Below are 24,352 nucleotides of genomic sequence, written 5' to 3' on the forward strand. Positions count from 1 at the left end.
ATTCGGAGTCGCTTGGACAGGAAAAACAAAGGTTAGTACTTAAGCACGGTTTTATTTATTTGCTATAGCAAACAGACTATTAGCCTATTTTAGGATTAACTATGGAGCAGCATTTAACTGGTTATCGTTTGCTTAGTTAATGCTGGTATTTGGATCAGACGAGAGTTCACTGAGGTATTGCAACATTCGGCGGTATATTGCAGCGCATCTGCCACTCAAGAAGCCTTTCGTACAGCACTAGAGGTGATTCAAGAGTGGCAAAGTACACCACACCCCTAAGGGTCTTGCTCTGAAGCTAAGTGATTAGCTTTAATCAACTTATCCAATAAAGTGCCTAACTGTTGGCGCTCTTTTTCAGTCAAGCAACCAAAAATCTCCTTATTACGGCGCTCAACAATCTGCATAATTTGCAGCCAAATCGCTTGACCACTTGGCGTCAGGGTAATGACTACCCCTCGTGCATCTTGTTGATTTCCCTCTTTAAACACATAACCTCGCTCTAATAAGGCTTGTGTCGCTCGGCTGGCTTGCGCTTTGTTAAGGTTGGCATAAATCGCTAAATCTTTAACTGATAAAGGTGCAAAACTACCAATAGCCGCTAAACAGCGTGCCGCACCCACAGGTAAGCCTAACTCATTCATGTAGGCATCACTGCTAGCTTTATCGGTCAACTTATTGAATAAATGCAAACGGTAGGTTAAAAATCGCTCAAATCGCTCTAAAGCTGTGGTGGCTTGAGCAGTGGATGTGTTATCGCCCATAGTACTCTCATCCTGTAGCATCGATCCCATGCCGAGCCTGTCGGACGTTAAGGTGATAACCTGAGTGGAGTCCTAGAATCGACTCATGTATGACAAACCCAGCATTACTAATAACTAGGGTATCTCTCTTAATACCCTAGCGGATATTGTATAACACAATTTGCCAAGATAAATTTACATTCTTCACTCTTTTACTCAGTTTTTATCAATACACCATCATTAATATAGTCAAAGCGGTTAGAAAACCCATTATCCCATTGAAATAACGCTGACGTTGAGCACTGGATAAGCAATGTTGAATTCCTACTCCAAACCCTGCCCAGACCGATACCGAAGGCAAATTCACCACAGCAAATACTCCAACCAGAGCTAAACCAGACAGCCAATATTGCTCACCTGCTAACGTAAAACTACTGACAGCACTCAAGGCCATCATCCATGCTTTAGGATTAACAAATTGAAATAACAAGGCTTGCCACCATGTCATGGGCTGAGCCGTTTCCTTGCCCTTTAACTCACCCACCGGAGCAAAAGCAATTTTCCAAGCTAACCAGAGTAAATAAGCCGCACCTACTATCTTAAGCGCCGTCTGTGCCACTGGAAACTGCATAAACAAAGTGCCTAGCCCCGCTAAAATACACAGCAATAACACTACCATGCCAAGCGCAATCCCCACCATATGCGGGATAGTACGTCTAAAACCAAAATTCGCCCCACTAGCTAACAACATTAAATTATTAGGCCCTGGAGTAATGGAGGTAACCAACGCGAAAGAAAAAGTAGCCAATAGTAGCTGCATATCCATCCTATTTACCTAAAACTGTGTATTCGGATAGAGAGTGTAGGAAAGCAGCTTAATGCAAGACAGATTTAGAATAATTATTTATTAGCAGTACAGTTATACGCCTATAGCAACTGTATCGATGCTTTTTGGCTAAACTGTTATGCTTGCTTGGAGGGTTGAGCTTGCTGCCATAGTGCAATCAATTGCCCCGCAATCGATACCGCCACTTCCATCGGACGCTTCCCCGTCACGGCTTTTAAGCCCACCGGACAGACTAAACGTTCAATTAAGTGTGACTCCAAACCTGCTTGAGCCAAACGTTGGCGAAAACGTCGTGCTTTGGTTTCTGAGCCAATGAGTCCCACGAAACGCCCCGTCCCTTGGGAGAGAAGAGCGTGCACTAAATCAAAATCTAATTGATGATCGTGAGTGAGCACGATGACATCATGCTGAGCTTGTATCTGCTCCAGTAGCTTGACACCTGTCTCATAATGCAGCATTAGCCTACTAGGAAGCTCTGGAGGGAATAGTTCAGCACGACTATCCACCCAATGCACCCGCACGGGTAACTGCATCAAAATCGTGACTAAGGCTTGTGCCACATGCCCCGCCCCAAACAGCCAAACGGTTTGCTCACACTCCACAAACGACTCCAACAATACCGTAACCGCGCCCCCGCAACATTGTTGTAAATCAGTACTCAACAATAGCTCTTGTAGACGTTGCTGATTATATGGTTCTTGGAGTAACTGCCGTGCTTGTTGAATCGCTTGAAACTCTAAATTTCCTCCACCAATACTGCCCCAAGTACGCTCATGGCTGACTACCATTTTCGTACCTGCATGGCGTGGGGCAGAACCCCGCACTTGTAGAACCGTGATTAACACATAGGGCTGATTGGCTTGATGCAAGTCCGCTACTACTTGAGTCCAATGTTGTGTACTCATCATGCCTTTAATGCAGCGCGGGTTTCTATCACTGCACGCAATACTCGCTCAGGTGTAGCAGGTGTATCTAATTTCGGGCTGATTTTATACTCGCTTAAACTACTAATCGCATCCCGCAACGCTGACCACACCGAAATCGCTAACATAAAAGGCGGTTCACCGACTGCTTTCGAGTGATAAATCGTGGGTACACTATTAGGATGATCTTTGAGAATAGCGACATTAAAAATCGGCGGAGTATCAGAAATCGCGGGAATTTTATAAGTAGCTGGACTATTAGAGAGCAACCTACCCTCCTGATTCCACATTAACTCTTCAGTCGTGAGCCACCCCATACCTTGAATCAAAGCTCCCTCGATTTGTCCCTTATCCAAAGCTGGATTGAGGCTAGCGCCTACGTCGTGCAATATGTCCACACGCAGCACTTTATATTCACCTGTTAAGGTATCAATCTGCACCTCGGATACCGCCGCTCCCATCGCATAATAAAAGAATGGATGCCCTTTGCCACTTTTGCGGTCATAATGAATCATCGGGGTTTTATAGTATCCGGTAGTCGAAAGCGAGACTCGACGCATATAAGCTAAATTCGCCGCCTGTGCAAAACTCAAACTGCCCCCTAAATAACGCACCTGATTATTAGCAAATTCAACGCTCTCCACAGGTACATTAAACTCTGTCGCAATGCACTCAGCCATGCGTGCTTTTAACATCTGTGCGGCGTTTTGTGCCGCTTTGCCGTTTAAATCCGCACCACTCGAAGCCGCAGTGGGTGAAGTATTAGGTACTTTATCAGTACGGGTAGCCGTAATTAGCACCCGATCTAAATCCACCCCAAACTCAGTCGCTACCACTTGCGCCACTTTAGTATTCAAGCCCTGCCCCATTTCAGTCCCACCATGATTGAGATGAATACTGCCATCGGTATAAATATGGATTAAAGCGCCCGCTTGATTGAGATGTTGCACCGTAAAGGAAATACCAAATTTTACCGGAGTCAGGCTCAAGCCTTTTTTGAGATAGGAACTGGTTTGATTAAATGCTTTGACTTCTGCTCTACACCTCCAATACTCACTACTGTGCTCTAATTGCTCAATAATCGTGGACAATACAAAGTATTCGATGGTTTGCCCGTAGGGTGTGGTTTGTTGCTCTTGATACAGATTAAGTTTACGCACCTCAAGCGGATCTTTACCCACCCGCCGCGCTATATCATCCATCGCCTGCTCAATAATCATCATGCCTTGGGGACCACCAAAGCCACGAAAGGCGGTATGCGATACGGTATTGGTAAAACAGCGCTGCCCTACAATATGGGCATTAGGTAGGTGATAAGCATTGTCCGAATGGAACATAGCACGGTCGACGATAGCATCGGACAAATCAGGCGAATAACCGCACTCACCCACCACTTGAATAGTCGCACCTAAAATTTTGCCCTCGTTATCGCAACCAATATTGTACTGATTCCAAAACGGGTGGCGCTTACCTGTTAAGCTCATATCATCAGCACGCGGTAGGCGTAACTTGACGGCTTGCTTAGTTTTTATCGCTAATAAAGCCGCTAAACACGCCCACTGTGCCGCTTGCGTTTCTTTACCGCCAAAACCGCCCCCCATACGGCGCATTTCGACGGTCACGGCATGAATCGGTAAATGGAGCACTTCAGCTACTAACTTTTGCAGTTCTGAGGGGTGCTGGGTGGAGGAGTAAACCATCACTCCATCTTCGGTCGGTAAAGCTAAAGATACCTGCCCTTCTAAATAAAAATGCTCTTGCCCACCAATGTATTGCTCACCACTAAGTTGAATCGGTGCAGCTTGGATAGCTATTTCTGCATCACCTTGCCCAAAGCTATGCGTAGGACGCACAAAGCATTGCTTGCTAAGCGCTTGTTTCACATCGAGTAAGGGCGTTTGGGGGGCATATTCAATCTTAGCTTTACGCGCTGCAATACGCGCATGTTGATAGGTATCGGCTGCTACGACAAAAATCGGTTGACCATAAAACAATATTTCACCCGTAGAGAGTAAGGGGTCACCCGGAAATACCGGACCAATATCTTTATGCCCCGGTACATCGTCCAAGGTGAGTACTGCTTTTACTCCAGTACTCGCTTTGACTGCACTTAAATCAAGCGCTGTAATCTGACCTGCCGCACAGGTACTACCACCTACCATCGCATGTAAGGTATTTAAGGGTAAGGGAATATCATCTACATAAAGCGCTGCACCACTCACATGGCGTCTTGCACTATCATGGGGAACGGCTTGTCCAGCATGACCTTGATTCATAATGAAGTACCCCTCAAAAGTTGGCGACCTGATCCAGTTTAGACAGGGTTAAATGCGCAAAGCAAGTATTGTGTGACACCTTAATAAAACACGGCTTAGCCTATATTCGCTCTGTACACGACAATTCGCTTAACTCATTGAATCTTTTTCAAAAGAAAATCGCCTGAGTTTCATCCGTCCATCCTCGATCGCCATGAATTGTGGTGGACAAAGGAACAGAAGCAGCAGCCTAAGCCTATCCACTTTTTCCCGTACCCTTCCATTCAATAAATCGGTCAAGTAGTCCAAGCCGTAACGGAAGACACTTTGCTCTTTGCGTCCATGTTTTTTCGTCTTCAAAGGCTTGACGGCTTTTTCCTTCCATTCGCCGACTTTGTGCGCCCAACAGAAGCCAATGGCAAGCAACGCCATCATCTTTTTGATGCGAGGGGTTTGGTGAAGTGAGTGGCTTCCATGTGAAAACCACGCCCTTTCAAGCATTGGAACAGGTTTTCAATTTCCCAACGTAGCCGATAAGTGCCAATGGGATCAGCCGTGTAGTGGTTGCTGGCGATAATCAACAACTCACCACTGGGCAGCTTTGAGCCACTGAGCCAAACCCATTCCCCGCTAACGTCGCGACGGTGACGGAGAACGCGCCGTTTACCCGGCTTGAGGTTGGCAAACAGCGAGCGGACATGCGCCTCTTTTTTGTGTTTGTCGGTCATCAACTGATTACCCTTGATACGAATCAAGTAGGGAATCTCTTTGGAAGACAACCACTTCCACCATTGACCACCAATAAACTCACGGTCAGCCAACACACCCAAGATGTTGTTGCGCCCGAATTGGCTGATAAATCGTTGCAGCAGGGCAATACGTTCACGTTGGTTAGAATTACCGCGTTTGTTCAACACCATCCAGTAAACGGGGATAGCCGCACCTTGGTAAACAACCGCCAAAGTCAGGAGATTGAGGTTGGATTTGCCCCATTTCCAGTTGGTTCTGTCGAGTGTGAGGTAGTATTGTTGACCACTAAAGGCGAACATTCCCATAAGAAAATGGGCAATGTCATTGTAATTAAAGAACACTTGGCTAAAAAAGCGTTGCATCCGTCGATAGCGGGAACCAATGTCGGTGTCAGAATCTATGTGTACCGCCAACAACGCCAAATTCATTTGTCGCGCACTCAGCAAAGTATGCAGCATTCCCACAAAACAATCCAAACGGGGCTTGCCCCAACTCAAGTGGGCTTTTAAACTGTCACGTAGTCCATCGCTCAGATCCATTTTGCTCTCCTGTGTGGTAACTAGAGAGTAAAACATAGGAGCGGTGGACTTTCACCATCTCCATGACAAACATGCTAAATCAATAAGTTAGTGGTTTTGTCGTGTACAGAGCTATATTCGTTTAAGCGTTAATTCACTACTATAGTCAGCATTACACTCTAAGATAGAGAGATCATGTCTTATTTTTATTTAGCACTAGCGATTGTGGCAGAAGTTATTGCCACTAGCTCCCTTAAGGCTACTGAAGAGTTTACCAAACCGCTACCTACCGTACTGATGGTAGTAGGCTATATGTTAGCGTTTTATTTTATGACCTTAGCTATGCGCACTATTCCTTTAGGGGTGACTTATGCGATTTGGTCAGGTTTGGGCATTGTATTGATTAGCACGGTGGGAGTTTTCTTATATAACGAAAAATTGGACTTGCCTGCTTTAATAGGTATGGGTTTGATTATTGCCGGTGTCGTGGTAATGAAACTATTTTCTAAAACGTTAAATACCTAAGTATCCAGCTAAAAGTAATCGCGTATTTCTGGAGCAGTCTTGGCGGCAAGGATGCCGCCTTGAAGCGTACAGGGATATATTTACAGCGCCTGCGGAAGGAATACTCGATAACTTTTGAATGACTACTGATTAAATGCTTAAAATTAGAGGGTATTGTCCCATTTGGGTTATGCTGGGAGGCTTAGAGCCATTAATTTTTGCCTTCAACCACTAGGAGCTTGTGATGACCCACCCTATTGTAAAACGCTATTCCAATGGTGAAATGACTGTCATCTGGCAACCTGATAAATGTATTCACTCACAAAAATGCTTTCACGGATTGCCGGATGTGTTTAATCCTCAACAACGCCCGTGGGTGAATATTACGGGTGCAGATACCGCTGCTATTAAAGCTCAAGTGGAGGCTTGCCCGTCCGGTGCTTTATCTTATCAACTAGGAGATGCTGCTATGAATACTGTTACTGCCCCTGTGAATAGTGCAACAACTGTACAAGTGATGCCCAATGGTCCTTTGATTGTGCAAGGTACGATTACGGTCAAGCTAGCGGATGGCACTGAAACCTTGAAAGAACAACGTTGTGCCCTATGTCGCTGTGGTGCATCGAATAATAAACCGTACTGCGATGGGTCACATGCCAAGGCGGGGTTCGTAGGATAACCACTAGGCTATGCATAGAGTAGCACTGACATAACTGTTAAACTGACACCTATCTTAGACCGAGGTAGGTGTATGGCACATAAGGATATTGTTAGCAAACAAGCACTCAGCCATTTGGCGGGTGATATTGCTAATTTGTTACTCAACTTAGATGTGGATATTAACTCTGTAGAGTTATTAGATACTGAGCAACAACGAGTCGAGTTACGCCGTGCAGATTTGGTGGCAAGGATGCAAAAACGCGCCAGCCAAGAGTCCTTTATTCTGCATGTCGAAATTCAAAACAGTAATCAAGCAAATATGGCGGGGCGCATGTTGCGCTATTTTTCGGATATTCATCTGCAATATCCGCAAGAACCGATTCACCAGCATTTAGTCTATATCGGTAAAAAACCCTTTGGCATGCCAACCGAAATTGTACAACCGCAATTTACCTATCGTTATTCCGTGTTGGATATGCACACCGTTGATTGCAGTTTACTATTGGCACGAGATACGCCGGATGCGCTGGTATTAGCGATTTTGTGTGACTTCAAGCAGCGTCCGGTGCAAGATGTGGTGAATTATATTGTCGGCCGCCTTAAAGCGCTGACGGGCGATGATGAAAGCCGTTTTCGGAATTATTTTGAGATGCTAGAAACGCTAGCGGATAATCGTGATCTTCAACCTCAACTCGATGAGGCTAAACAAATGCTGACACAAGTTAATGTTAAAAAATTCGCCTCTTATAATTGGGGTTTGCAGGATGGTTTAATACAGGGGATAGAGCAAGGTATTGAACGTGGTCTGGAACGAGGTTTAGAACGCGGTACTTTATTGGGGGAACAACGTAAAGCGCGACAGGTGGCATTGCGTTTGTTAGAGCTAGGCTCTCTAGATCTACCGCAGATTGCTGAAATTGCTGGTTTGTCGTTAGAAGATATTGAGCAGTTACAGCGTGAGCGCTTGAATTAATCATCTTTAATAAACCCTATTCTGCAATAGAAAGTTAGTTGACTTACTAACTTTCTAGAAACTGCTCAGCTCTGAAGTCATTCACCAATTGCTAACCTAAAACCTATTCCCTGTGAGCCATACCCGCCCGATGAGTGATGCCATCGCTTGGCACTACGTAAGCCGCGTCCTACCTCCCAATAAGGTCCACCTTTTACTACATAATGAGGGTTTTTATTAGCTTTATTGGAGGTAAGCAGATACTTAGGGTCGATAACAGAGTTTATTCCTAAATAATCATTATACAAATCAGCACAAGCCTCCCAAACATTGCCAATCATATCATATAGCCCCCAGCTGTTAGGTTTGTAAGACTTAACTGGAGTTGTATGAGGTACTGCCCCCCCACCACTTGATCTCCAATCATTCCAAGTTCCTCTATAATTAGCTTTTTCCAAAGTTAACTCACCCTCGAAATAAAAAGCTGTTTGCGTATTAGCACGACAAGCACGTTCCCATTCTGCCTCCCAAGGAAGACGTACTGTTATAGATTTACAATAATCATTAAATTGTCTGATGAACAATTGAATATTTCTGAAAGAAACTTTTTCTACCGGAGCGTGAATATGTTGTTTATGTGCACTAGGATTGTTGCCCATGAGACTTTGATATTGTGCTTGAGTAATAGGTGTTTCTCCCAACCACAAACCTTTGGTCAAAGTTACTTGATGATAATCTTCGTTCTTATAACGACCTTTTTCATCCTCTGGTGATCCCATCATAAAAGTACCTGCGGGTATCCAGCGAAATACATGGCGAATCCCCTTCACATCCAAAGCCTGCCATAGACCATACTGATCCTCACCCCAATCCGGCTCATGTTTATAAGGAAACACCACAGGCTCAAACGGCAAATCAAAATTAGCGCGACGCTTCCAACACTCGATTAAGCGTTGTTCTGAGCTTTTAACAGTAGTTATTGAATCCACTAAACGCACTGATTCATCTAAATTTAATTGATGTGTGATTGTTGATTTTGAAGGTTTTGATACTTTAGCTTTTAGAGGTTGCTTTACAATAACTGGTGTTTGTATAGACGCATGAATCACTGGCTGCTGAACTGCTAGAATTAAAGTACTTTCCTGCTCACGCTTGATTACCTCCTGCAATAAATCATCTACCTTTTCCACAATCCGCGTCAGCGCTTCATCACAGTCATGCGAACCAATCGTATACCGAGCTAAGGGCTGATTATCCACCGTCGCCCCCTGCAAACTCGCCAACCACCGCACCCGCGTCCAAGCACAAGGTCGGATCACCACCGGAACGACCTTCAAACCATCATGCTTCCGGCGCTCTAAAAATTTAGGAATTTCTTGTCGCGCAATAAAATTAGAAGTCAAAAAATCCGCACTCACTAATAAAATGGCTACTCGCGCCTGATTAATCGCCGCCTCAATGGCGGGCAACCAATCATCCCCGACCTTAATTTGCCGATCATCCCAAATAGAAAAACCACCCTGCACTTGCAATACACTCAAATGCTTTTGGATTTCAGTTTTCCACGCATCATCCGCATGGCTATAACTAATAAAAATATCGGCTCGACGTACCTTTTCTTCACTCGACATACCAACGCCTTCGCAGCAGCTTATGGATAACTAGCAGGGTTGATAGTTTATACATCTTTTCTGGATTAATAAGTACTAATGAAAGAAGATTTCGGCGCCATCCCCCCCCCTTTCCAACAATTCTTCTCACTAAAATGACCGCTGGTAAAACCTTTATGCGACTAGGTTTTGCATATTATACTTTCATAAGCTATAACTGGACTCTAATAACGCTTTTAGCTCTTGTGGCTAACCTCAAGTACTCCTAGTGGGTACTTGAGACTCTAACCCAAATCGTTTCCTTAACTTAGCTCTCACTCACCCACCAAAGATATTATTGTTCAGTACCCACCCAAACCGTTAAAATCGCCCCCTCAGATTTATGCGGATGGTGACTATGACAGCATTGGAATGGCGCGTAGCTGGCTCGTTGGCAATGATTTATGCAGCGCGGATGTTAGGATTATTTATGATCCTACCTGTATTCAGCCTCTATGCGTCTTATTACCCCCATAGCACTGATTTTTTAGTTGGATTAGCGATAGGTATCTATGGTCTAACTCAAGCGCTATTACAAATCCCTTTAGGCATACTCTCTGATCGTATAGGTCGCAAACCTGTGATTATTGGTGGCTTAGTCTGTTTTGCCTTGGGTAGTGTCGTGGCTGCACTCTCCACTACTATTGAATGGGTGATTGTGGGGCGTGCTTTACAGGGTATGGGCGCTATTTCAGCGGTGACCTTAGCCTTGGCTGCTGATCTCACTCAAGAGCAAAACCGTACCCGCGTGATGTCGGTGATTGGGATTACTATCGCTATGTCTTTCGCAGGCGGCATGGTATTAGGGCCTTTGATTAGCCAATATTATGGTATGGCGGGGGTATTTTGGTTTACCGCAGCACTGGCAGTAATAGGCATTTTATTAATCATGACGCTTATTCCCACCCCTGATCAAGTACTCGCTCATCCTGATACCGGAGTATTACGCGGTTATTTAGGCAAGATCCTACAAGACCCTATTATGATGCGCCTCAATGCCGGAGTATTTACGCTACACATGATTATGACGGCAAGCTTTTTAGTAGTCCCTACCTTGCTCACGGACTCTTTAGGCTTAGATAAAACCGAACATTGGAAAGTCTATCTACCCATTTTTCTAGGCGCTTTTGTGCTATCAGTACCGATGATTATTGCCGCTGAAAAATACCGCAAGATGCGTACTATTTTGATTAGTGCTATAGCGCTATTAGTTATAGCTGAATTGGTCATGGGTTTGAGTACGCACACTTTGATAGGGTTTTTACTCGGCTTTTTAGTGTTTTTTATTGGTTTTAATTTTCTGGAAGCCAGCCAACCCTCTCTTGTGGCTAAATACTCTAAAGTGAATCTAAAAGGTACCGCGATGAGCCTGTATAGTATGGCTCAAGTGTTGGGTATTTTTGCTGGGGGCGCATTGGGTGGCTATATTAAACATCATTTTGGTATTCAAGGTATTTTCATAGGTAACGCGCTGGTAGCAGGCATTTGGCTCGTGCTGGCATGGGGATTACCTGCGATTAAGTTTTATACCAGTCGAATTATTCGTCTTGACCCTAGCTATTTAAAGCAAAAAAAAGAAGCCCTCGAACAAGCCCTTGGTCAGGTACAGGGCGTGCGGGAGATTTATATTGATAGCAACACGGGACGTGCTTATTTAAAGGTCGATGAACACCTAGATGAGCAGGGTTTAGAGGTATTTACCCATCCGCGTTCAGGTTCTATGGTATAATAAACCGTTACTTAGTTAAGGATTAGTACAATGGCTCGAGGCGTTAATAAGGTTATTTTAGTAGGTACGGTAGGTAGAGACCCCGAGAACAAATCTATGCCGAGTGGTGATGCGATTGCCAATTTGAGTTTAGCGACCAATGAGCAATGGCGTGACAAGGCCACTGGCGAAAAGAAAGAAAGTACGGAATGGCATCGTATTGTGTTCTATGGCAAGTTAGCTGAAATTGTGGGCATGTATGTACGCAAAGGTCAGATGATTTATGTCGAAGGCAGCTTAAGAACGCGCAAATGGCAAGGACAGGACGGTCAAGAGCGCTATACTACCGAAATTATTGCTAGTGATATGCAAATGCTAGGCGGTCGCCCCAATGACGGTGAACGTGCTCCCATGAACCAAGGGGGCTATACTCCCAACCCTGCTCCCGCTCCACGCAATAATAACTTCTCTAATAATAACAATTCACAACCTGCTTCAGATTATCCACCTGCTAGTGGACGCAATAATTTTGAAGATTTTGACGACGACATACCATTCTAAAAAACACATACTTTTAATAAAAAAGCCCATCATGTTATGGGCTTTTTTCCTCTCTATTAGTCACAAACTGGATAGCAAAAAGTTTCAAGCGTTAAACTACTTTTTACACTTTTTCCTTTAGAGTCTGTTGCAATAAGCCCTATAGTATAAGATCCCGCTGTATCGATTATTATGCTAGCTGATTCAGCCGTACTATTTAGGATAATTGCTTTACTACCTACAGGTTTTTTGTCTAGTAGCCATTTATGAGTGACAGAATCACCATCCTCATCAGTGCTATAAGCGTATAAATAGACGGTATCTCCTACAAAAACCTCGCCATTTACACCACCACTATGGCTTAAATGTATCTCTGGTGCTTTATTTTGTGTAAAAGCATCTGAACTATTAAGGTTTTCTAAGGTCACCAGTTTATAAAGCTCGTAGATATTATCCCCATCACTATCTAATTCCGCCAATACCCCATAATCAGATCCTGTTAAACGTAATTTAGAATTAGACAAACCTTTTAAGATTGCTTGCCCCCTAACAGGATACTCATAGGTATAGTATTCTATCGGTTCTATAGTTGAGAGTGTGCTATATCCATAACTCTCTAAAAATACTTGTCCCGATAACAAATGCTCATACCTTACTCCAGATGTGCTGCTAATCTTGGCATCGTTGGTATAGTTCTTAATTAAACTTTGCTTATTGGTAATAGAGTTTTTGCGTAGCATGGTAGAGATAACCTTCTCATTATTGGCTGACGCAGAGTAAAGCTGATTACCTAATACTGTATAACTAACACCATTAAATACCAATGTAAGCTGATTATAAACTAGCTCAAATGCTGTTAATTGATTAGAGCTGGTATTAAAACCTGTAACCCTCATTTGGGCTGTACCTGAAAGAGTTGAGTTAGCACTACTACACTTATCAAAGCTCACAGTTAACGTACCTAAATAAGTAACATCATCTACTGTGCCAGACAACTTAGCAGTACCACCACCGTCACACGGCTGCACTTCACTAACTGTTTTAGCTAATACATAACCGGTAGAGGGTTGTACACTCTTCAAAGCTATTTTGCGTATGGCAGAATCTAGCTGAGAAAAACTGGCATCTGCTATACCAACCTGACGATCATTACTCGCCAAACTTACTTGGTTGAAATCAGCACCGTACAAAGCACGACTTAACAACCATCAGCTAAAGCTGAAGGGTTCGCTAAAAGGACTAAAGTCCGGATACGGGTCGAATAGACCCGTCTAGCCTTCTGTCTTAAAGTTATCCTCTAACCTCGGTTCAAAGTGATGCTCTAAATACGCCTTAATCATCTCAGCACTCAATTCCCCTGAAGTCGCACAAAAATAACCCCGCGCCCAAAAATGCTGTCCCCAATACCGCTTTCTTAAATCCGGGTAGCTTTCAAAGATTTTTGCCGCACTTCGACCCTTAATTCGGCGCATGATCTCGCTCGGTGCTAGCTCCGGTGGCACCGATAACAACAAATGCACATGATCCTTGCTCACCACCCCCTTCACTATTTCTATCTCAAAGGCTTGACAGGTTTGACGGATCAACTCCCGTATCTTTAACCCCACATCCCCTTTCAGTACCGGATAGCGGTATTTCGTCACAAATACAAAGTGATACTCAATCCGGTAGACGGTGTGGCTTCCATACCGATACTCCATCTCTCACGACCTCATGCCAACCTTCATCCAGCTAGTATCGCAGATAAATCTGACCGTCTAAAGACGGTGGTTTTAACCTTGAAGACGGACTAATAAACTCCATGCTATTAGTAGGAGTCAACTGAGCTTCTGTGCGTTTACCCGTATAGGCAGCATCAGCATCGACTGTAATAGGCGTAGACCCAGAATCACTACTACCTCCACCGCCTCCGCCACCACCGCAACCTACTAATAATGCAGCCAATACAGGAGCCACTAAACGCTTTAACATGACCATAAATCACCAGATCTTAATTAAAAACTCTTGCTGAAGTATAAGCCGTTCTTTTTAAAATGCAGCATTAATTAATGATCAATGGTGACAGTTTACAGATACAAAAAACCTGAATAATAGATTTTTTAGCACAATCGCCAATTTAAAAAGTCAATATTAAAATTTTACTATTTTACTAAGCGAGCCAGATTAAGCCCTCAATACTACCCAACGCCCATCAATTAAACCCTCTACTGGAGCAAAACGCGTTTTGTAATTCATTTTAGGAGAGTCAGCAATCCAATAGCCCGGATAAACATAATCTAAGCCTAATTCTTTAGCCCAGTGAATTTGCCACAAAATACAAAAGGTTCCTAATCCGCGCTCTTTAGCCACCTCAGGATCATAAAAGGTATAAACCAGCGATAAGCCTTGCTGTAACCAATCCGTCGTCGCTACCGCTAATAGTGTACCTAAAGGATCGTACACCTCGATCATCACGGTGCGGGACCAATTGGCTTTTAAAAAATTAGCAAAATCAGCGGTATTATCATTATCCATCCCCCCCCCTGCATGACGTTGACCAATATAACGCCGATACAAAGGCTCATACTCTGGTTTAAAACCTTCCGTATTAATATGTACGACTAAATCTTGATTTCGCTTCCAATTGCGTTTTTGACTACGGTCGGGACGAAAATAATTCACCGGAATACGTGTTGAAATACAATCACTACAATGCCGACAACAGGGGCGATAAACCTCATTTCCACTGCGGCGAAACCCTCGATCTAATAAATGCCCATACTCCGCATTACTGATTAGCGAATGCGGATTCACCAATAAATTCATGGCTTGACGTTCAGGCAAATACGGACAAGGGTGTACTGCTGTAATGTATAGCTCTAAGGCACTATCCAACATTTAACACTTCGCTTACGCTGACATTACACACGTTGGCACAGAGACGTTCAACATCGGGTAAACGAATAAAACCGCCGCGTTCTTGGAATAAGCCTTGGCGCTTCCATTCAGACAGGGCACGACTCACCGTTTCCACCGTCATACCGAGCAGTTCACCGATTTCTACCCGCGACAAAGGCAAAGGAACCCAGCCCTCAATGCCCTTAGGTGCGGTTTCACACCAGCGTACTAAGAAAGCCCCTAAGCGCTCGCCTGTTTTTTTAGCGCCTAGCTCGACCAGCATATCTTCTGCTTTGGTTAGACTTTGAATCCAGCGTTGAGTGAGCACGCTATCGACTTCAGGATACTCTTGTTTGACAGCAATCAGCTCATTAATCGCAAAGCGACACACCTCTACTTTAGCCAGAGCCATAGCTGTATGTGCGTATTTACCTCCAACAATCCCCTCAAAACCAAATAAATCGCCCGCGTGCAACACACGCACAATATGAGTGCGACCATCAGGCAACATACTAAGAAGCTTTACAAATCCAGAACGAACTGTATAGGCATATTGGGCGCTATCCCCTTGGTAATAAAGCGTTTCTTGACCACCAAAAGTAATAACATGCGGATGAAACGTTTGCGCTATCTGCCCTAGGTGCTCGGCAGGTAGTCTAGCTAAGACACCCAAATGGCGAATTTGACAAGATTGGCAAGCATGGCCTCCCGACTGCTGTGACATGCAAATTTGCTCCTATTGTGGTCTGAGTAAAAAGGTAGTTTTCTTATCTTACACTATCTAGGAGCAAATTCGACATACGCCTGAGAGGCAGTAGTATTAAAGGTTTAACCTATGTCATTGATCATCATCAATACCATTTAACTCTAACCACATAGCATTAATAATGCCAAATGAGCAAGCGAGTAACACACCTAATATCCAAGCGAAATACCACATAATTATCGCCTCCTTAATAAACCGAGTGATCATTTTTACGAATAAAGGCTACTGTAATCTTGCCCCACAGTGCACGGTAACACCAAAGGGTATAGATAATAATCAAGGGCACAAAAATCATGGCCGACCAAAACATAATGGCTAGCGTTAAATGACTCGAAGCCGAATCCCAAATAGTTAAACTATGACTAGGATTTAAACTAGACGGCATAATGAAAGGAAACAGCGAAATCCCCGCTGTCACAATCACTCCGATTAAAGTCAACGCACTGTTTAAAAACGCCAACACCACATAATGCTTACTGGTAAAGTAATACGCCCCTAATGCACCTAATAAGCCCGCCACAGGCGCTAATAATGCCCACGGATAGGTTTGATAGTTCGTCAACCAAGCGCTAGTACCGACGGCTACCGTTTTATTTAGCGGATTAGGTAAAGCATCAGTCGGTGGCATTTGAGTAATCACATAACCATCCATACCTAACCATACCCAAATACCCGCTAGTGCAAATAAAGCAAATACCGCTAGTGCTAAATATTGAGCTGCATAACGCGAACGCTCATACACACCGCCTTCGGTACGCAACATTAAATAAGTCGCCCCATGCAGGGTAAACATCGCAAGGCTTAATAAGCCCGCAATAATGGCAAAGGGATGAAATAAGCCAAAGAACGAGCCATGATTACTAGAGCGCATAAACTCATCAAACTCAAAGGGCACACCGAGGAGTAAATTACCAAACGCGACCCCAAACACAAAGGGTGGAACCACACCTGCAATCACTAAACCCCAATCCCATAGATTACGCCAACGGGTATCTTCAATCTTAGAGCGATAATCAAACCCTACCGGACGGAAAAATAAGGCAAACAGAGTTAATACCATCGCCAAATAAAAGAACGAAAACGACACACCAAAGGTAATCGGCCAAGCAGCAAAAATCGCCCCCGCCGCTAAAATCAACCACACCTGATTGCCATCCCAATGCGGTGCAATGGTATTAATCGCTACACGGCGCTCATCATCGGTATAGCCTACGTAGCGCAGAAGTGCTCCCACTCCCATATCAAAACCATCCGTGAGGGCAAAGCCAATAAAGAGCACGCCGACCAGTACCCACCAAATCACCTTAAAGGTTTCATAATCAAATATCATGGTCAGTACTCCTATACCTTATCGCGTTTGAGATCAGCCATTACCGCACCACTATGCCCCGCACCGTGGCTTTCAAAATGATAGCGTCCGGTATGTAGGCTACTTGGACCCATACGCGCAAACTTCACCATTAGGAACATTTCAATCACCAAGAGCACGGTATAGAACAGTATGAAGCCCGTTAGACTAAATAAGATTTCACCATAGGTCAGATTAGAGGGGGCTAGTGCAGTAGGCAATACCTCACCAATCGCCCAAGGCTGACGTCCAAACTCAGCCACAAACCATCCCATTTCTACCGCCACCCAAGGCGCGGGTAAGCTCAAAAAGACTAGCCACAATAGCCAGCGCTTCTGAAATACAGTACGTGTAGCGGTGAAGTAAAATGACAATGCAAAAATCATTAGCATCCATACACCCGCCGCCACCATGATTCTAAACGCCCAGAATAAGGGGGCCACTTGTGGCACGGTATCAAAAGCGGCGGCTTTAATTTGCTCTTCGGTGGCATCCACTACATTAGGGGTAAAGCGCTTAAGCAATAAGCCATAACCCAAGTCCGCTTTGACTTGTTCAAAAGCTTGCTTGTCGGCTTCTGTTGCTTCTTTACGCTTAAGCTTGAGGAATAAAGCATAAGCCTGCATACCCGTGCGAATGCGTTGCTCGTTTTGTGCCACTAACTCATTAATCCCTTTGACTTCCTCGGTTAGTGAGCGCGTCGCAATCAAACCTAATACATAAGGAATCTTCAGCTCATAACTATTTTCACGATTTTCTTGGTCAGGGAAGGCAATCACATTAAAACCAGCGGGTGCATGATGCGTTTCCCATTCGGCTTCAATGGCGGCGAGTTTCATTTTTTGCACCTCACCTGCTTCATAACCACTTTCATCCCCTAGTAAGATCACCGATAAAATCGCCGCCATCCCAAAACCTGAAGCAATAGCAAAGGAACGCTTAGCAAAACCAATATCGCGCCCTTTGAGTAAGTACCAAGCACTGATCGACAATACAAACATCGCCCCCGTCACATAACCTGCCGCAACGGTATGCACGAACTTGACTTGAGCCACTGGATTAAACAGCACTTCGGCGAAATTAGTCATTTCCATACGCATGGTTTCATAACTAAACTCTGCGCCTACCGGATTTTGCATCCAGCCATTTGCAATTAAGATCCACAGTGCTGAGAGATTAGTCCCTAAAGCCATCAGCCAAGTCACGGTTAAATGTTGCACTTTAGACAGGCGATCCCAACCAAAGAAGAAGATACCCACAAAGGTAGACTCAAGGAAAAATGCCATTAAGCCTTCAATAGCGAGGGGTGCGCCAAATACATCGCCCACATAATGCGAGTAGTAAGCCCAGTTAGTGCCGAATTGAAATTCCATGGTCAGACCGGTGGTGACGCCGAGTGCGAAGTTAATGCCAAATAACTTGCCCCAGAATTTCACCATGTCTTTGTAGATTTCCTTGCCCGTCATGACATAGACAGACTCCATAATGGCAAGGATAAAGGTCATCCCTAGAGTGAGGGGAACAAACAAAAAGTGATATAGCGCGGTGAGTGCGAATTGCAGCCGCGATATATCGACTATCTCTTCAGGTATCATGCTTACAGCCTCCTAGTGACTTAGCCCCCTTGACCCCAAGGTATATTGTTTAGCTAAGTGGATAAATAGATAACTGGCTCTCACACAAGCAATTTATGTACCACAGAAATAAATCAAAAATAATCAATATTTTAATCAAAACATAACGATTATTTGCTAACGCGCTACTAGCGTTAGCCGTGTGTTTTTCCACAATGATCACTTCTGTTAAATTGCTTCTAGGGAGCATCCAGAAATGTATAAACTAGGCTAGGATGCACTGAATGTACTTTGCGAAAAATCAAATTACCCCTAAAAATCTTGAGCAAAACCATAAGGAATAGAGGGTACTATTAATACCTATCTCTTTTAGTCTGGCTTTATCAAAAAATTAGTCTAACTTTATTATTTTATTCACATTTTTGAGTCCATAGGGCTGATGAGTGATCAAAATGAGGCTTTGCTGGCGCTCCTTGATCCATGCTAATACTTGGTTCATCACTTGCTCAGCCGTATTACTATCCAGCCCCTCGGTAGGTTCATCTATAATCACAAAGCTCGCGGGTTTTAATAAAGCACGCGCCAAGGTCAAGCGGCGTGCTTGCCCACCGGATAAACGCACGCCAGTTTCTCCTACCCATGTCTCATAGCCCTGAGGTTGGGCTTGGATAAAATCATGTAACAGCACACAGCGACACGCGGCCTCTAGTTCCGCATCGGTTGCATCCGGTTTGGCAAGACGTAAATTAGTGGCAATAGTTTGATCGAATAATTGCACCGTTTGCATAGCCACCGCGATGCGACTACGCACTGCTTCCGAATCAAACTGTTCAAGCGGAGTTTGGTTGAGGTAAATTTGTCCACCACTCATAGGGCGCAAACGTGTCAATAATTGCACTAAAGTACTCTTACCCACCCCGCTACGCCCGATTAGCGCCATACTCTCGCCTTGTTTTAAACTAAAGGACAGTGGTTGCAAGGCTATTTGGTTAGTATCGGGATAAGTAAAACTCAAGTCTTGCACCGTCAAATCAAACGCTTCCGGCAATACTTGCGGCTGTTCTGGTTCCTGAATCGGGAGTGGGCTATCGGCTAGACTAAAAATACGTTTCGCGGCGGCTATCGACTCGCCCAAACTTTGCACTGCTAAGGGGAGTGGTTGAATAATCTCCATACTGCCTAAAGCTAGTAAGGTAAATAAAGCTAGGTAAGCTGGCGGCACTTGCCCTTGATTCACTAAAGGAATGACCTGAATCAAGACTAAGACAATGGCTAAATACCCTAAACTCATTAAAGCGGCTTGAATCAAAGTGCTCCAATAATTCACCTGACGCTGTTGGGTAATCAGTGCTTGGTTTAATGTTTGGAAACGCTCTAGACGCTGCTCTAATGCACCATAAATAGCTAGTTCATCCCAAGCGTTTAAATCATCCACTAAATGACTACTTAACTCTGCTCGTGTTTGTACCGCTGCTTTGCCCACTTTAAAAGTGGCGTAATAACTCAAAGTGCTCAAACCCAAAGCAATCGCCAGTAATAAACTCACCTGCACCAAAGCCAAACGCCAATCAAACCACCACCACACTAGAACTAATACCAACAAGGTTAAAAGCGCTACTACGCTCGGCACTAACAGACGCAAATAGACTTGATTTAAGACCTCAATATCAGCCCGAATCCGATTCAATACGTCGCCACTGTGATAACGTTCTAGACCTGCTGGGGCTAGCGGTTCAATTTTTTCATACAGCCATACCCGCAATTGCGCCAAAATCTTAAACGTTGCATCGTGAGTGACTAAACGCTCGGCATAGCGCCCTGCGGTGCGGGTAATCGCCGCCCCACGAATTAAGGCAGCGGGCGTAAAATAATTCATACTCGCTTGTACTGCACCCGCTAACGCCATCGCGCTAATAAACCAACCCGAAATAGCCAAGAGTGCCAAATTCGCTAATGTGGTTATCCAAGCCAGCAAAATACCTAATGCAATCCAGCCCCAATACGGACGCATTAACGCAAATAAACGTAATAACTCTTTCACGACTGCACCTCCTCAAGCTGCTGGAGGAGTGATTGATAAGGAGGAGAATTCGCTAGTAAATAGTCATGGCTCCCTTGCGCGACTAATTCACCTTGGCTCAATACCCAAATCCAATCCATTTGTGCTAACACTGGCAAACGATGCGTTACCATGATCAAAGTACGCTCACGTCCCACTTGATAGAGTACTTGTTGGACTAGACTTTCTGTCTCTGCATCCAAATGCGCAGTTGGCTCATCAACTACCCAAATCGATGCGTTCTTAAAGAGCGCTCGCGCTAGAGCAATGCGTTGTACTTGTCCTCCTGATAAACGCACGCCCCCGTCACCGACTAAGGTGTTATAGCCCTGAGGCAGCGTTTGAATAAACTCATGCGCATAGGCTTGCTTTGCCGCCTGAATGACCTGATCAAGCTGGGATTCCCTAATACCGAGTGCAATATTGTCTCGAATAGAGCCTGCGATCAGATGCGGGCGTTGTGGAATCCATGCAATCTGTTGCCACCAATCGATGCGTATTGCAGGCGTAAGCGCTGTCTCGTCTAATACAATTTGCCCAGCACTCGGTTGTTGCAAGCCTAGTATGAGTTGCAATACGGTACTTTTACCTGCACCACTCTCCCCCACAATGGCAATAGACTGATTGAGTTTTAACGTCGCGGATAAATGTTTAAGCCCTATACGCTCGTCTGGGTATTGCATACTCACTTGCTTAAACTCAATAGTTTGAATAGCACTAGGTAGAGAAACAGTTTTAGCCACTGTTGTTGGACTATCAGATGACTCTAATAACTTAACAATACTATCTAATACCCCTAATGCTTCTAAACGTGCATGATAATGCGTGCCTAACGAACGCAGCGGTAAATAAAACTCCGGCGCTAGCAATAACACAAAAAATCCAGCGAAAAAATCCATTTCTCCCCACATTAATCTAAAACCAATGAATACCGCTATTAAGGCAATACTCACCGATGCTAAAAACTCTAAAGCCAATGAGGATAAAAATGCAATGCGCAATACCTTCATAGTACTAATACGATAATAATCCGATAATTGTGCTAATGTTTGGGCTTCTTTTTTACTGGTATTAAATAGTTTCAGGGTAGTAATATTTTGCAGCACTTCTAATAAGTAAGCGCTTAGACGTGATAGTGTTTGCCATTGTTGTTGATTACGTTTTTCTGTCCCCTGGCCAATTAAAATCATAAATAGCGGAATTAAGGGCGCTGTCACGAGCATAATGAGTGCTGATAGCCAATCTAAACTCACTACCGTGATAAGAATAGCTAGTAGTAACCACGTTAAGCTGCTCATCGTAGGCAAATAGCGTGCGTAATATCCGTCTAAAGCCTCTACTTTATCGGTTAGCGTATTGAGTATTTGCCCGCTTGCCTCATTCTTAATTCCCGCTCTGCCTAATACTTGAAGCTGAGTATAGAGTTGCTCGCGTAGTTGTTGTTTAATACGCAAAGCCGCTTCAGTAGCGCTAAAATTAGCCAGCCACAAAAGTCCCAAACGTAAGGGCAGCAGGGCTAATAATAGAGCCAAGTCTAGGGTCAGGGCACTGAGTAGCGCTTGTTTAAACAAGACTGCATCTACGATCCAAGCTAATAACCCCGCTTGGAGAATGAGTATTAAGCCCGCTATTCCATTGAACACTAAACTCAGGGTTAAAGGGTATTGCCCCATAGAGCGCCACTTTTTTAACCACAAAAGTTGAGTTGAGGCTTGAGTTTTGGTTGTACGCATAGGTAAATCAGTCTATTGGGGTAGTAAATCTAGGGGTTAGGAACAAAACAAGCACTCTATAATCATCCCTGCCCCTGTATTAGAATCGAGTTATTCATCATCCTGTATGCCACAAAAAAGGCCACGGAGCTTATAATATGAAACGCTTATCTTTAGCCGCTTTACTTTGGATCTGTCTGTTGAGTGGGTTTGTCATTCCTACTGCCGCTGCTCATGCCCCTGCTACTTTAAGCGTTCAGTTTTATAAAGCCCATACCCCTGCTGAGGCACATATGCGTCAGCTGTTGTCTAAAATGGTTGAAATTCAAGACTTTGCCAAATTTGTTAATCAAGAATTCCGCCTACTCTACCCCATTCAAGTGCGCTTTGGTCATTTTGATGGCCCTTTATTTGACCTAAAAACCCATACGATTGATGTGCCCTATAATTTCATGGCAGAAATGATTTTACTCTTTAATAGTGCTCGTTATAGTCGTACTGGCTTATCCTCGACTCAAGCGGCTATGGATACCTTAATTTATGTGCTATTTCATGAGTTAGGGCATGCTTTTATTGATATGTATAAAGTCCCCTTATTTGCTAAAGAGGAAGATGTTGCCGATTATTTTGCTACTACTATTTTATTAGACTCTTTTTCAGGTGGTGCTGAAATTACTATTAGTACAGCCGATATGTTTGATATTGCCAGTCGTTTATATGGTAAAGCTAAAAGTGATAGCCATTGGGATGATCATAGTGTTGATATAGTGAGATCACAGCGTTTATTATGTCATGTGTATGGTAGTAATCCCAAGCGCCATATTGCCCTATCCAAATATCATAAATTTCTGCAAAAACAAGATAAATACTGTACTCAACGCTATCAGCAACTATTAGCGACTTGGAGTATACAATTAACGCCTTATTTAAAACCTAACTCTACTCGTTTAGCACGTACTATTATTATACCTGCAAAACCCAAACCTAAATCCCTAGTAAAAAAAACTAAAACCCGTGGCAAAGTAGCTTTTAAAGCCAGCTCCTCTCGCCATGCAAAACGGTATTAGGGTATAGGGTATTAAGCTATGAATGAACAACAAACTAAGTACTTGAGCCAAAAGAATCGTGCACTTCCTACGCAGACTCTGTGAATACGTCCCTGTACGCTTCAAGGCGGCATCCCTGCCGCCAAGACTGCTCTAAAAATACACGATTACTTTTGGCAGGATACTTAAAGCTGATAGTTACGCTAACCAACAAATTCCTGATAACGAACTCTGTGCCTTTTTTGCTAACTACCCTTAGACCAAGCTCTTTTGAGCTGCACGCTTATAAGCCTTGGTAAATACTAAAAGCGTTGGGAAGACCGTTAGCCATATTAATAGCTTACCTGTGTGTGGTTATAATACTGACCTTCGTAACTTTAGGGATGAGCATAACTATGGAGCGCTTTACTGTTTCTCTCGATGCTGAACTCGCTCAACAGTTTGAGCAACTTATGGCACAACGCGGCTACTCTAATCGCTCCGAAGCAGTACGTGACTTAATTCGTGAGCAACTTCAACAAGAACAACTGCAACCTAATGCAGCTATCCCCACCTATGGCGTAGGTAGTTTGACTTATGTATATAACCATCATGAGCGTGAACTAAGCAGTCGTGTCACCGCAGCGCATCATAATCACCATGATCTAGTAGTAGCCATGCAGCATGTGCATCTTGATCATGATAATTGCTTAGAAACCGTGATTGTCAAAGGCAATGTTTTTGCCGTCCAAGCCTTTGCCCATCGTGTTACCAGCTCAGCAGGCGTGCGCCATGGCAAGTTACATATGATTCCTGTACAAGTGCAAACTATGCAACATAGTCATGGTCAAGCACCTTATGCACAGCCTTTTAGTCATGCTCATTTTCGCCCCATTAACTAATTAATTTTTAGACTTTTACCTCGTGCCTCGTGACTTCAACGTG

The 24,352-nt window shown here is 44.0% G+C and carries 24 protein-coding genes; 7 read left to right on the forward strand and 17 right to left on the reverse strand.

Annotation, left to right across the window (positions count from 1 at the left end; translation table 11 throughout):
* Positions 1-275: 275 nt before the first annotated feature.
* The 6 genes from IPL34_RS17665 to IPL34_RS17690 all read right to left on the reverse strand — a co-directional run bounded on the left by IPL34_RS17665 (position 276) and on the right by IPL34_RS17690 (position 6,054).
* Positions 276-761, reverse strand: coding sequence for a MarR family winged helix-turn-helix transcriptional regulator (locus IPL34_RS17665; RefSeq protein WP_296842818.1), 486 nt, complete (start codon positions 759-761; stop codon positions 276-278).
* A 205-nt stretch (positions 762-966) separates the two neighbouring features.
* On the reverse strand, positions 967-1,560 hold the full coding sequence (locus tag IPL34_RS17670; RefSeq protein WP_296842819.1) for a LysE family translocator: 594 nt from the start codon (positions 1,558-1,560) through the stop codon (positions 967-969).
* Positions 1,561-1,703: 143 nt separating this feature from the next.
* Entirely contained in the window at positions 1,704-2,495 is a 792-nt protein-coding gene (gene xdhC, locus IPL34_RS17675; protein ID WP_296842820.1) for a xanthine dehydrogenase accessory protein XdhC, read from the reverse strand.
* On the reverse strand, positions 2,492-4,786 hold the full coding sequence (xdhB, locus tag IPL34_RS17680) for a xanthine dehydrogenase molybdopterin binding subunit (protein WP_296842821.1): 2,295 nt from the start codon (positions 4,784-4,786) through the stop codon (positions 2,492-2,494). Before xdhB ends, xdhC begins: the two co-directional genes overlap by 4 nt.
* Before the next feature lie 129 nt (positions 4,787-4,915).
* Entirely contained in the window at positions 4,916-5,200 is a 285-nt protein-coding gene (locus IPL34_RS17685) for a hypothetical protein (protein ID WP_296835791.1), read from the reverse strand.
* Positions 5,197-6,054, reverse strand: coding sequence for an IS4 family transposase (locus IPL34_RS17690; RefSeq protein WP_296837415.1), 858 nt, complete (start codon positions 6,052-6,054; stop codon positions 5,197-5,199). Before IPL34_RS17690 ends, IPL34_RS17685 begins: the two co-directional genes overlap by 4 nt.
* A 171-nt stretch (positions 6,055-6,225) precedes the next feature.
* Between IPL34_RS17690 and IPL34_RS17695 the strand changes: the two genes are divergently transcribed.
* From IPL34_RS17695 to IPL34_RS17705, 3 genes are all read left to right on the forward strand, one after another.
* Positions 6,226-6,558 (forward strand): multidrug efflux SMR transporter, encoded by a 333-nt coding sequence (locus IPL34_RS17695; protein WP_366931104.1) that lies wholly within the window; start codon positions 6,226-6,228, stop codon positions 6,556-6,558.
* Positions 6,559-6,781: 223 nt separating this feature from the next.
* Complete coding sequence (locus IPL34_RS17700) at positions 6,782-7,216, forward strand: (4Fe-4S)-binding protein (protein ID WP_296842823.1); 435 nt, start codon at positions 6,782-6,784, stop codon at positions 7,214-7,216.
* A 72-nt stretch (positions 7,217-7,288) separates the two neighbouring features.
* A complete protein-coding gene (locus IPL34_RS17705; protein ID WP_296842824.1) occupies positions 7,289-8,170 on the forward strand; it encodes a hypothetical protein in 882 nt (293 codons plus the stop codon).
* A gap of 77 nt (positions 8,171-8,247) precedes the next feature.
* On the opposite strand, the gene IPL34_RS17710 is transcribed toward IPL34_RS17705, so the two are convergent.
* Entirely contained in the window at positions 8,248-9,780 is a 1,533-nt protein-coding gene (locus tag IPL34_RS17710) for an SUMF1/EgtB/PvdO family nonheme iron enzyme (protein WP_296842825.1), read from the reverse strand.
* A 376-nt stretch (positions 9,781-10,156) separates the two neighbouring features.
* Between IPL34_RS17710 and IPL34_RS17715 the strand changes: the two genes are divergently transcribed.
* Both IPL34_RS17715 and ssb read left to right on the forward strand, forming a co-directional pair.
* The gene (locus IPL34_RS17715) at positions 10,157-11,527 is read left to right on the forward strand and encodes an MFS transporter (protein ID WP_296842826.1); all 1,371 of its coding nucleotides are present in this window, start codon (positions 10,157-10,159) and stop codon (positions 11,525-11,527) included.
* Positions 11,528-11,557: 30 nt separating this feature from the next.
* Positions 11,558-12,067 carry a single-stranded DNA-binding protein gene (ssb, locus tag IPL34_RS17720; protein ID WP_296842827.1) on the forward strand — a complete coding sequence of 170 codons (510 nt, stop codon included), beginning with the start codon at positions 11,558-11,560 and terminating at the stop codon, positions 12,065-12,067.
* A 56-nt stretch (positions 12,068-12,123) separates the two neighbouring features.
* On the opposite strand, the gene IPL34_RS17725 is transcribed toward ssb, so the two are convergent.
* From IPL34_RS17725 to cydD, 10 genes are all read right to left on the reverse strand, one after another.
* Complete coding sequence (locus IPL34_RS17725) at positions 12,124-13,251, reverse strand: hypothetical protein (RefSeq protein WP_296842828.1); 1,128 nt, start codon at positions 13,249-13,251, stop codon at positions 12,124-12,126.
* A gap of 66 nt (positions 13,252-13,317) precedes the next feature.
* The gene (tnpA, locus tag IPL34_RS17730) at positions 13,318-13,746 is read right to left on the reverse strand and encodes an IS200/IS605 family transposase (protein WP_296839491.1); all 429 of its coding nucleotides are present in this window, start codon (positions 13,744-13,746) and stop codon (positions 13,318-13,320) included.
* Between the two features lie 31 nt (positions 13,747-13,777).
* Positions 13,778-14,017, reverse strand: coding sequence for a hypothetical protein (locus IPL34_RS17735; protein WP_296842829.1), 240 nt, complete (start codon positions 14,015-14,017; stop codon positions 13,778-13,780).
* Between the two features lie 192 nt (positions 14,018-14,209).
* On the reverse strand, positions 14,210-14,923 hold the full coding sequence (locus tag IPL34_RS17740) for an arginyltransferase (RefSeq protein WP_296842830.1): 714 nt from the start codon (positions 14,921-14,923) through the stop codon (positions 14,210-14,212).
* Positions 14,913-15,647, reverse strand: a complete 735-nt coding sequence (locus IPL34_RS17745; RefSeq protein WP_296842831.1) for a Crp/Fnr family transcriptional regulator — start codon at positions 15,645-15,647, stop codon at positions 14,913-14,915. Before IPL34_RS17745 ends, IPL34_RS17740 begins: the two co-directional genes overlap by 11 nt.
* A gap of 114 nt (positions 15,648-15,761) precedes the next feature.
* Complete coding sequence (cydX, locus tag IPL34_RS17750; RefSeq protein WP_296842832.1) at positions 15,762-15,863, reverse strand: cytochrome bd-I oxidase subunit CydX; 102 nt, start codon at positions 15,861-15,863, stop codon at positions 15,762-15,764.
* 13 nt (positions 15,864-15,876) lie between these two features.
* Positions 15,877-17,019: a cytochrome d ubiquinol oxidase subunit II gene (cydB, locus tag IPL34_RS17755; RefSeq protein WP_296842833.1), complete on the reverse strand. Its 1,143-nt coding sequence runs from the start codon at positions 17,017-17,019 to the stop codon at positions 15,877-15,879.
* An 11-nt stretch (positions 17,020-17,030) separates the two neighbouring features.
* Positions 17,031-18,632, reverse strand: coding sequence for a cytochrome ubiquinol oxidase subunit I (locus IPL34_RS17760; protein WP_296842834.1), 1,602 nt, complete (start codon positions 18,630-18,632; stop codon positions 17,031-17,033).
* Positions 18,633-19,002: 370 nt separating this feature from the next.
* A complete protein-coding gene (cydC, locus tag IPL34_RS17765; protein WP_296842835.1) occupies positions 19,003-20,652 on the reverse strand; it encodes a thiol reductant ABC exporter subunit CydC in 1,650 nt (549 codons plus the stop codon).
* Complete coding sequence (gene cydD / locus IPL34_RS17770; RefSeq protein ID WP_296842836.1) at positions 20,649-22,403, reverse strand: thiol reductant ABC exporter subunit CydD; 1,755 nt, start codon at positions 22,401-22,403, stop codon at positions 20,649-20,651. Before cydD ends, cydC begins: the two co-directional genes overlap by 4 nt.
* A gap of 137 nt (positions 22,404-22,540) precedes the next feature.
* Here cydD and IPL34_RS17775 point away from each other — a divergent pair, with 137 nt between their 5' ends.
* Positions 22,541-23,449 (forward strand): DUF4344 domain-containing metallopeptidase, encoded by a 909-nt coding sequence (locus IPL34_RS17775; protein WP_296842837.1) that lies wholly within the window; start codon positions 22,541-22,543, stop codon positions 23,447-23,449.
* 374 nt (positions 23,450-23,823) lie between these two features.
* Positions 23,824-24,309, forward strand: coding sequence for a nickel-responsive transcriptional regulator NikR (nikR, locus tag IPL34_RS17780; protein WP_296842838.1), 486 nt, complete (start codon positions 23,824-23,826; stop codon positions 24,307-24,309).
* Positions 24,310-24,352 lie beyond the last annotated feature (43 nt).

This window comes from Thiofilum sp. (assembly GCF_016711335.1).
Lineage (GTDB): Bacteria > Pseudomonadota > Gammaproteobacteria > Thiotrichales > Thiotrichaceae > Thiofilum.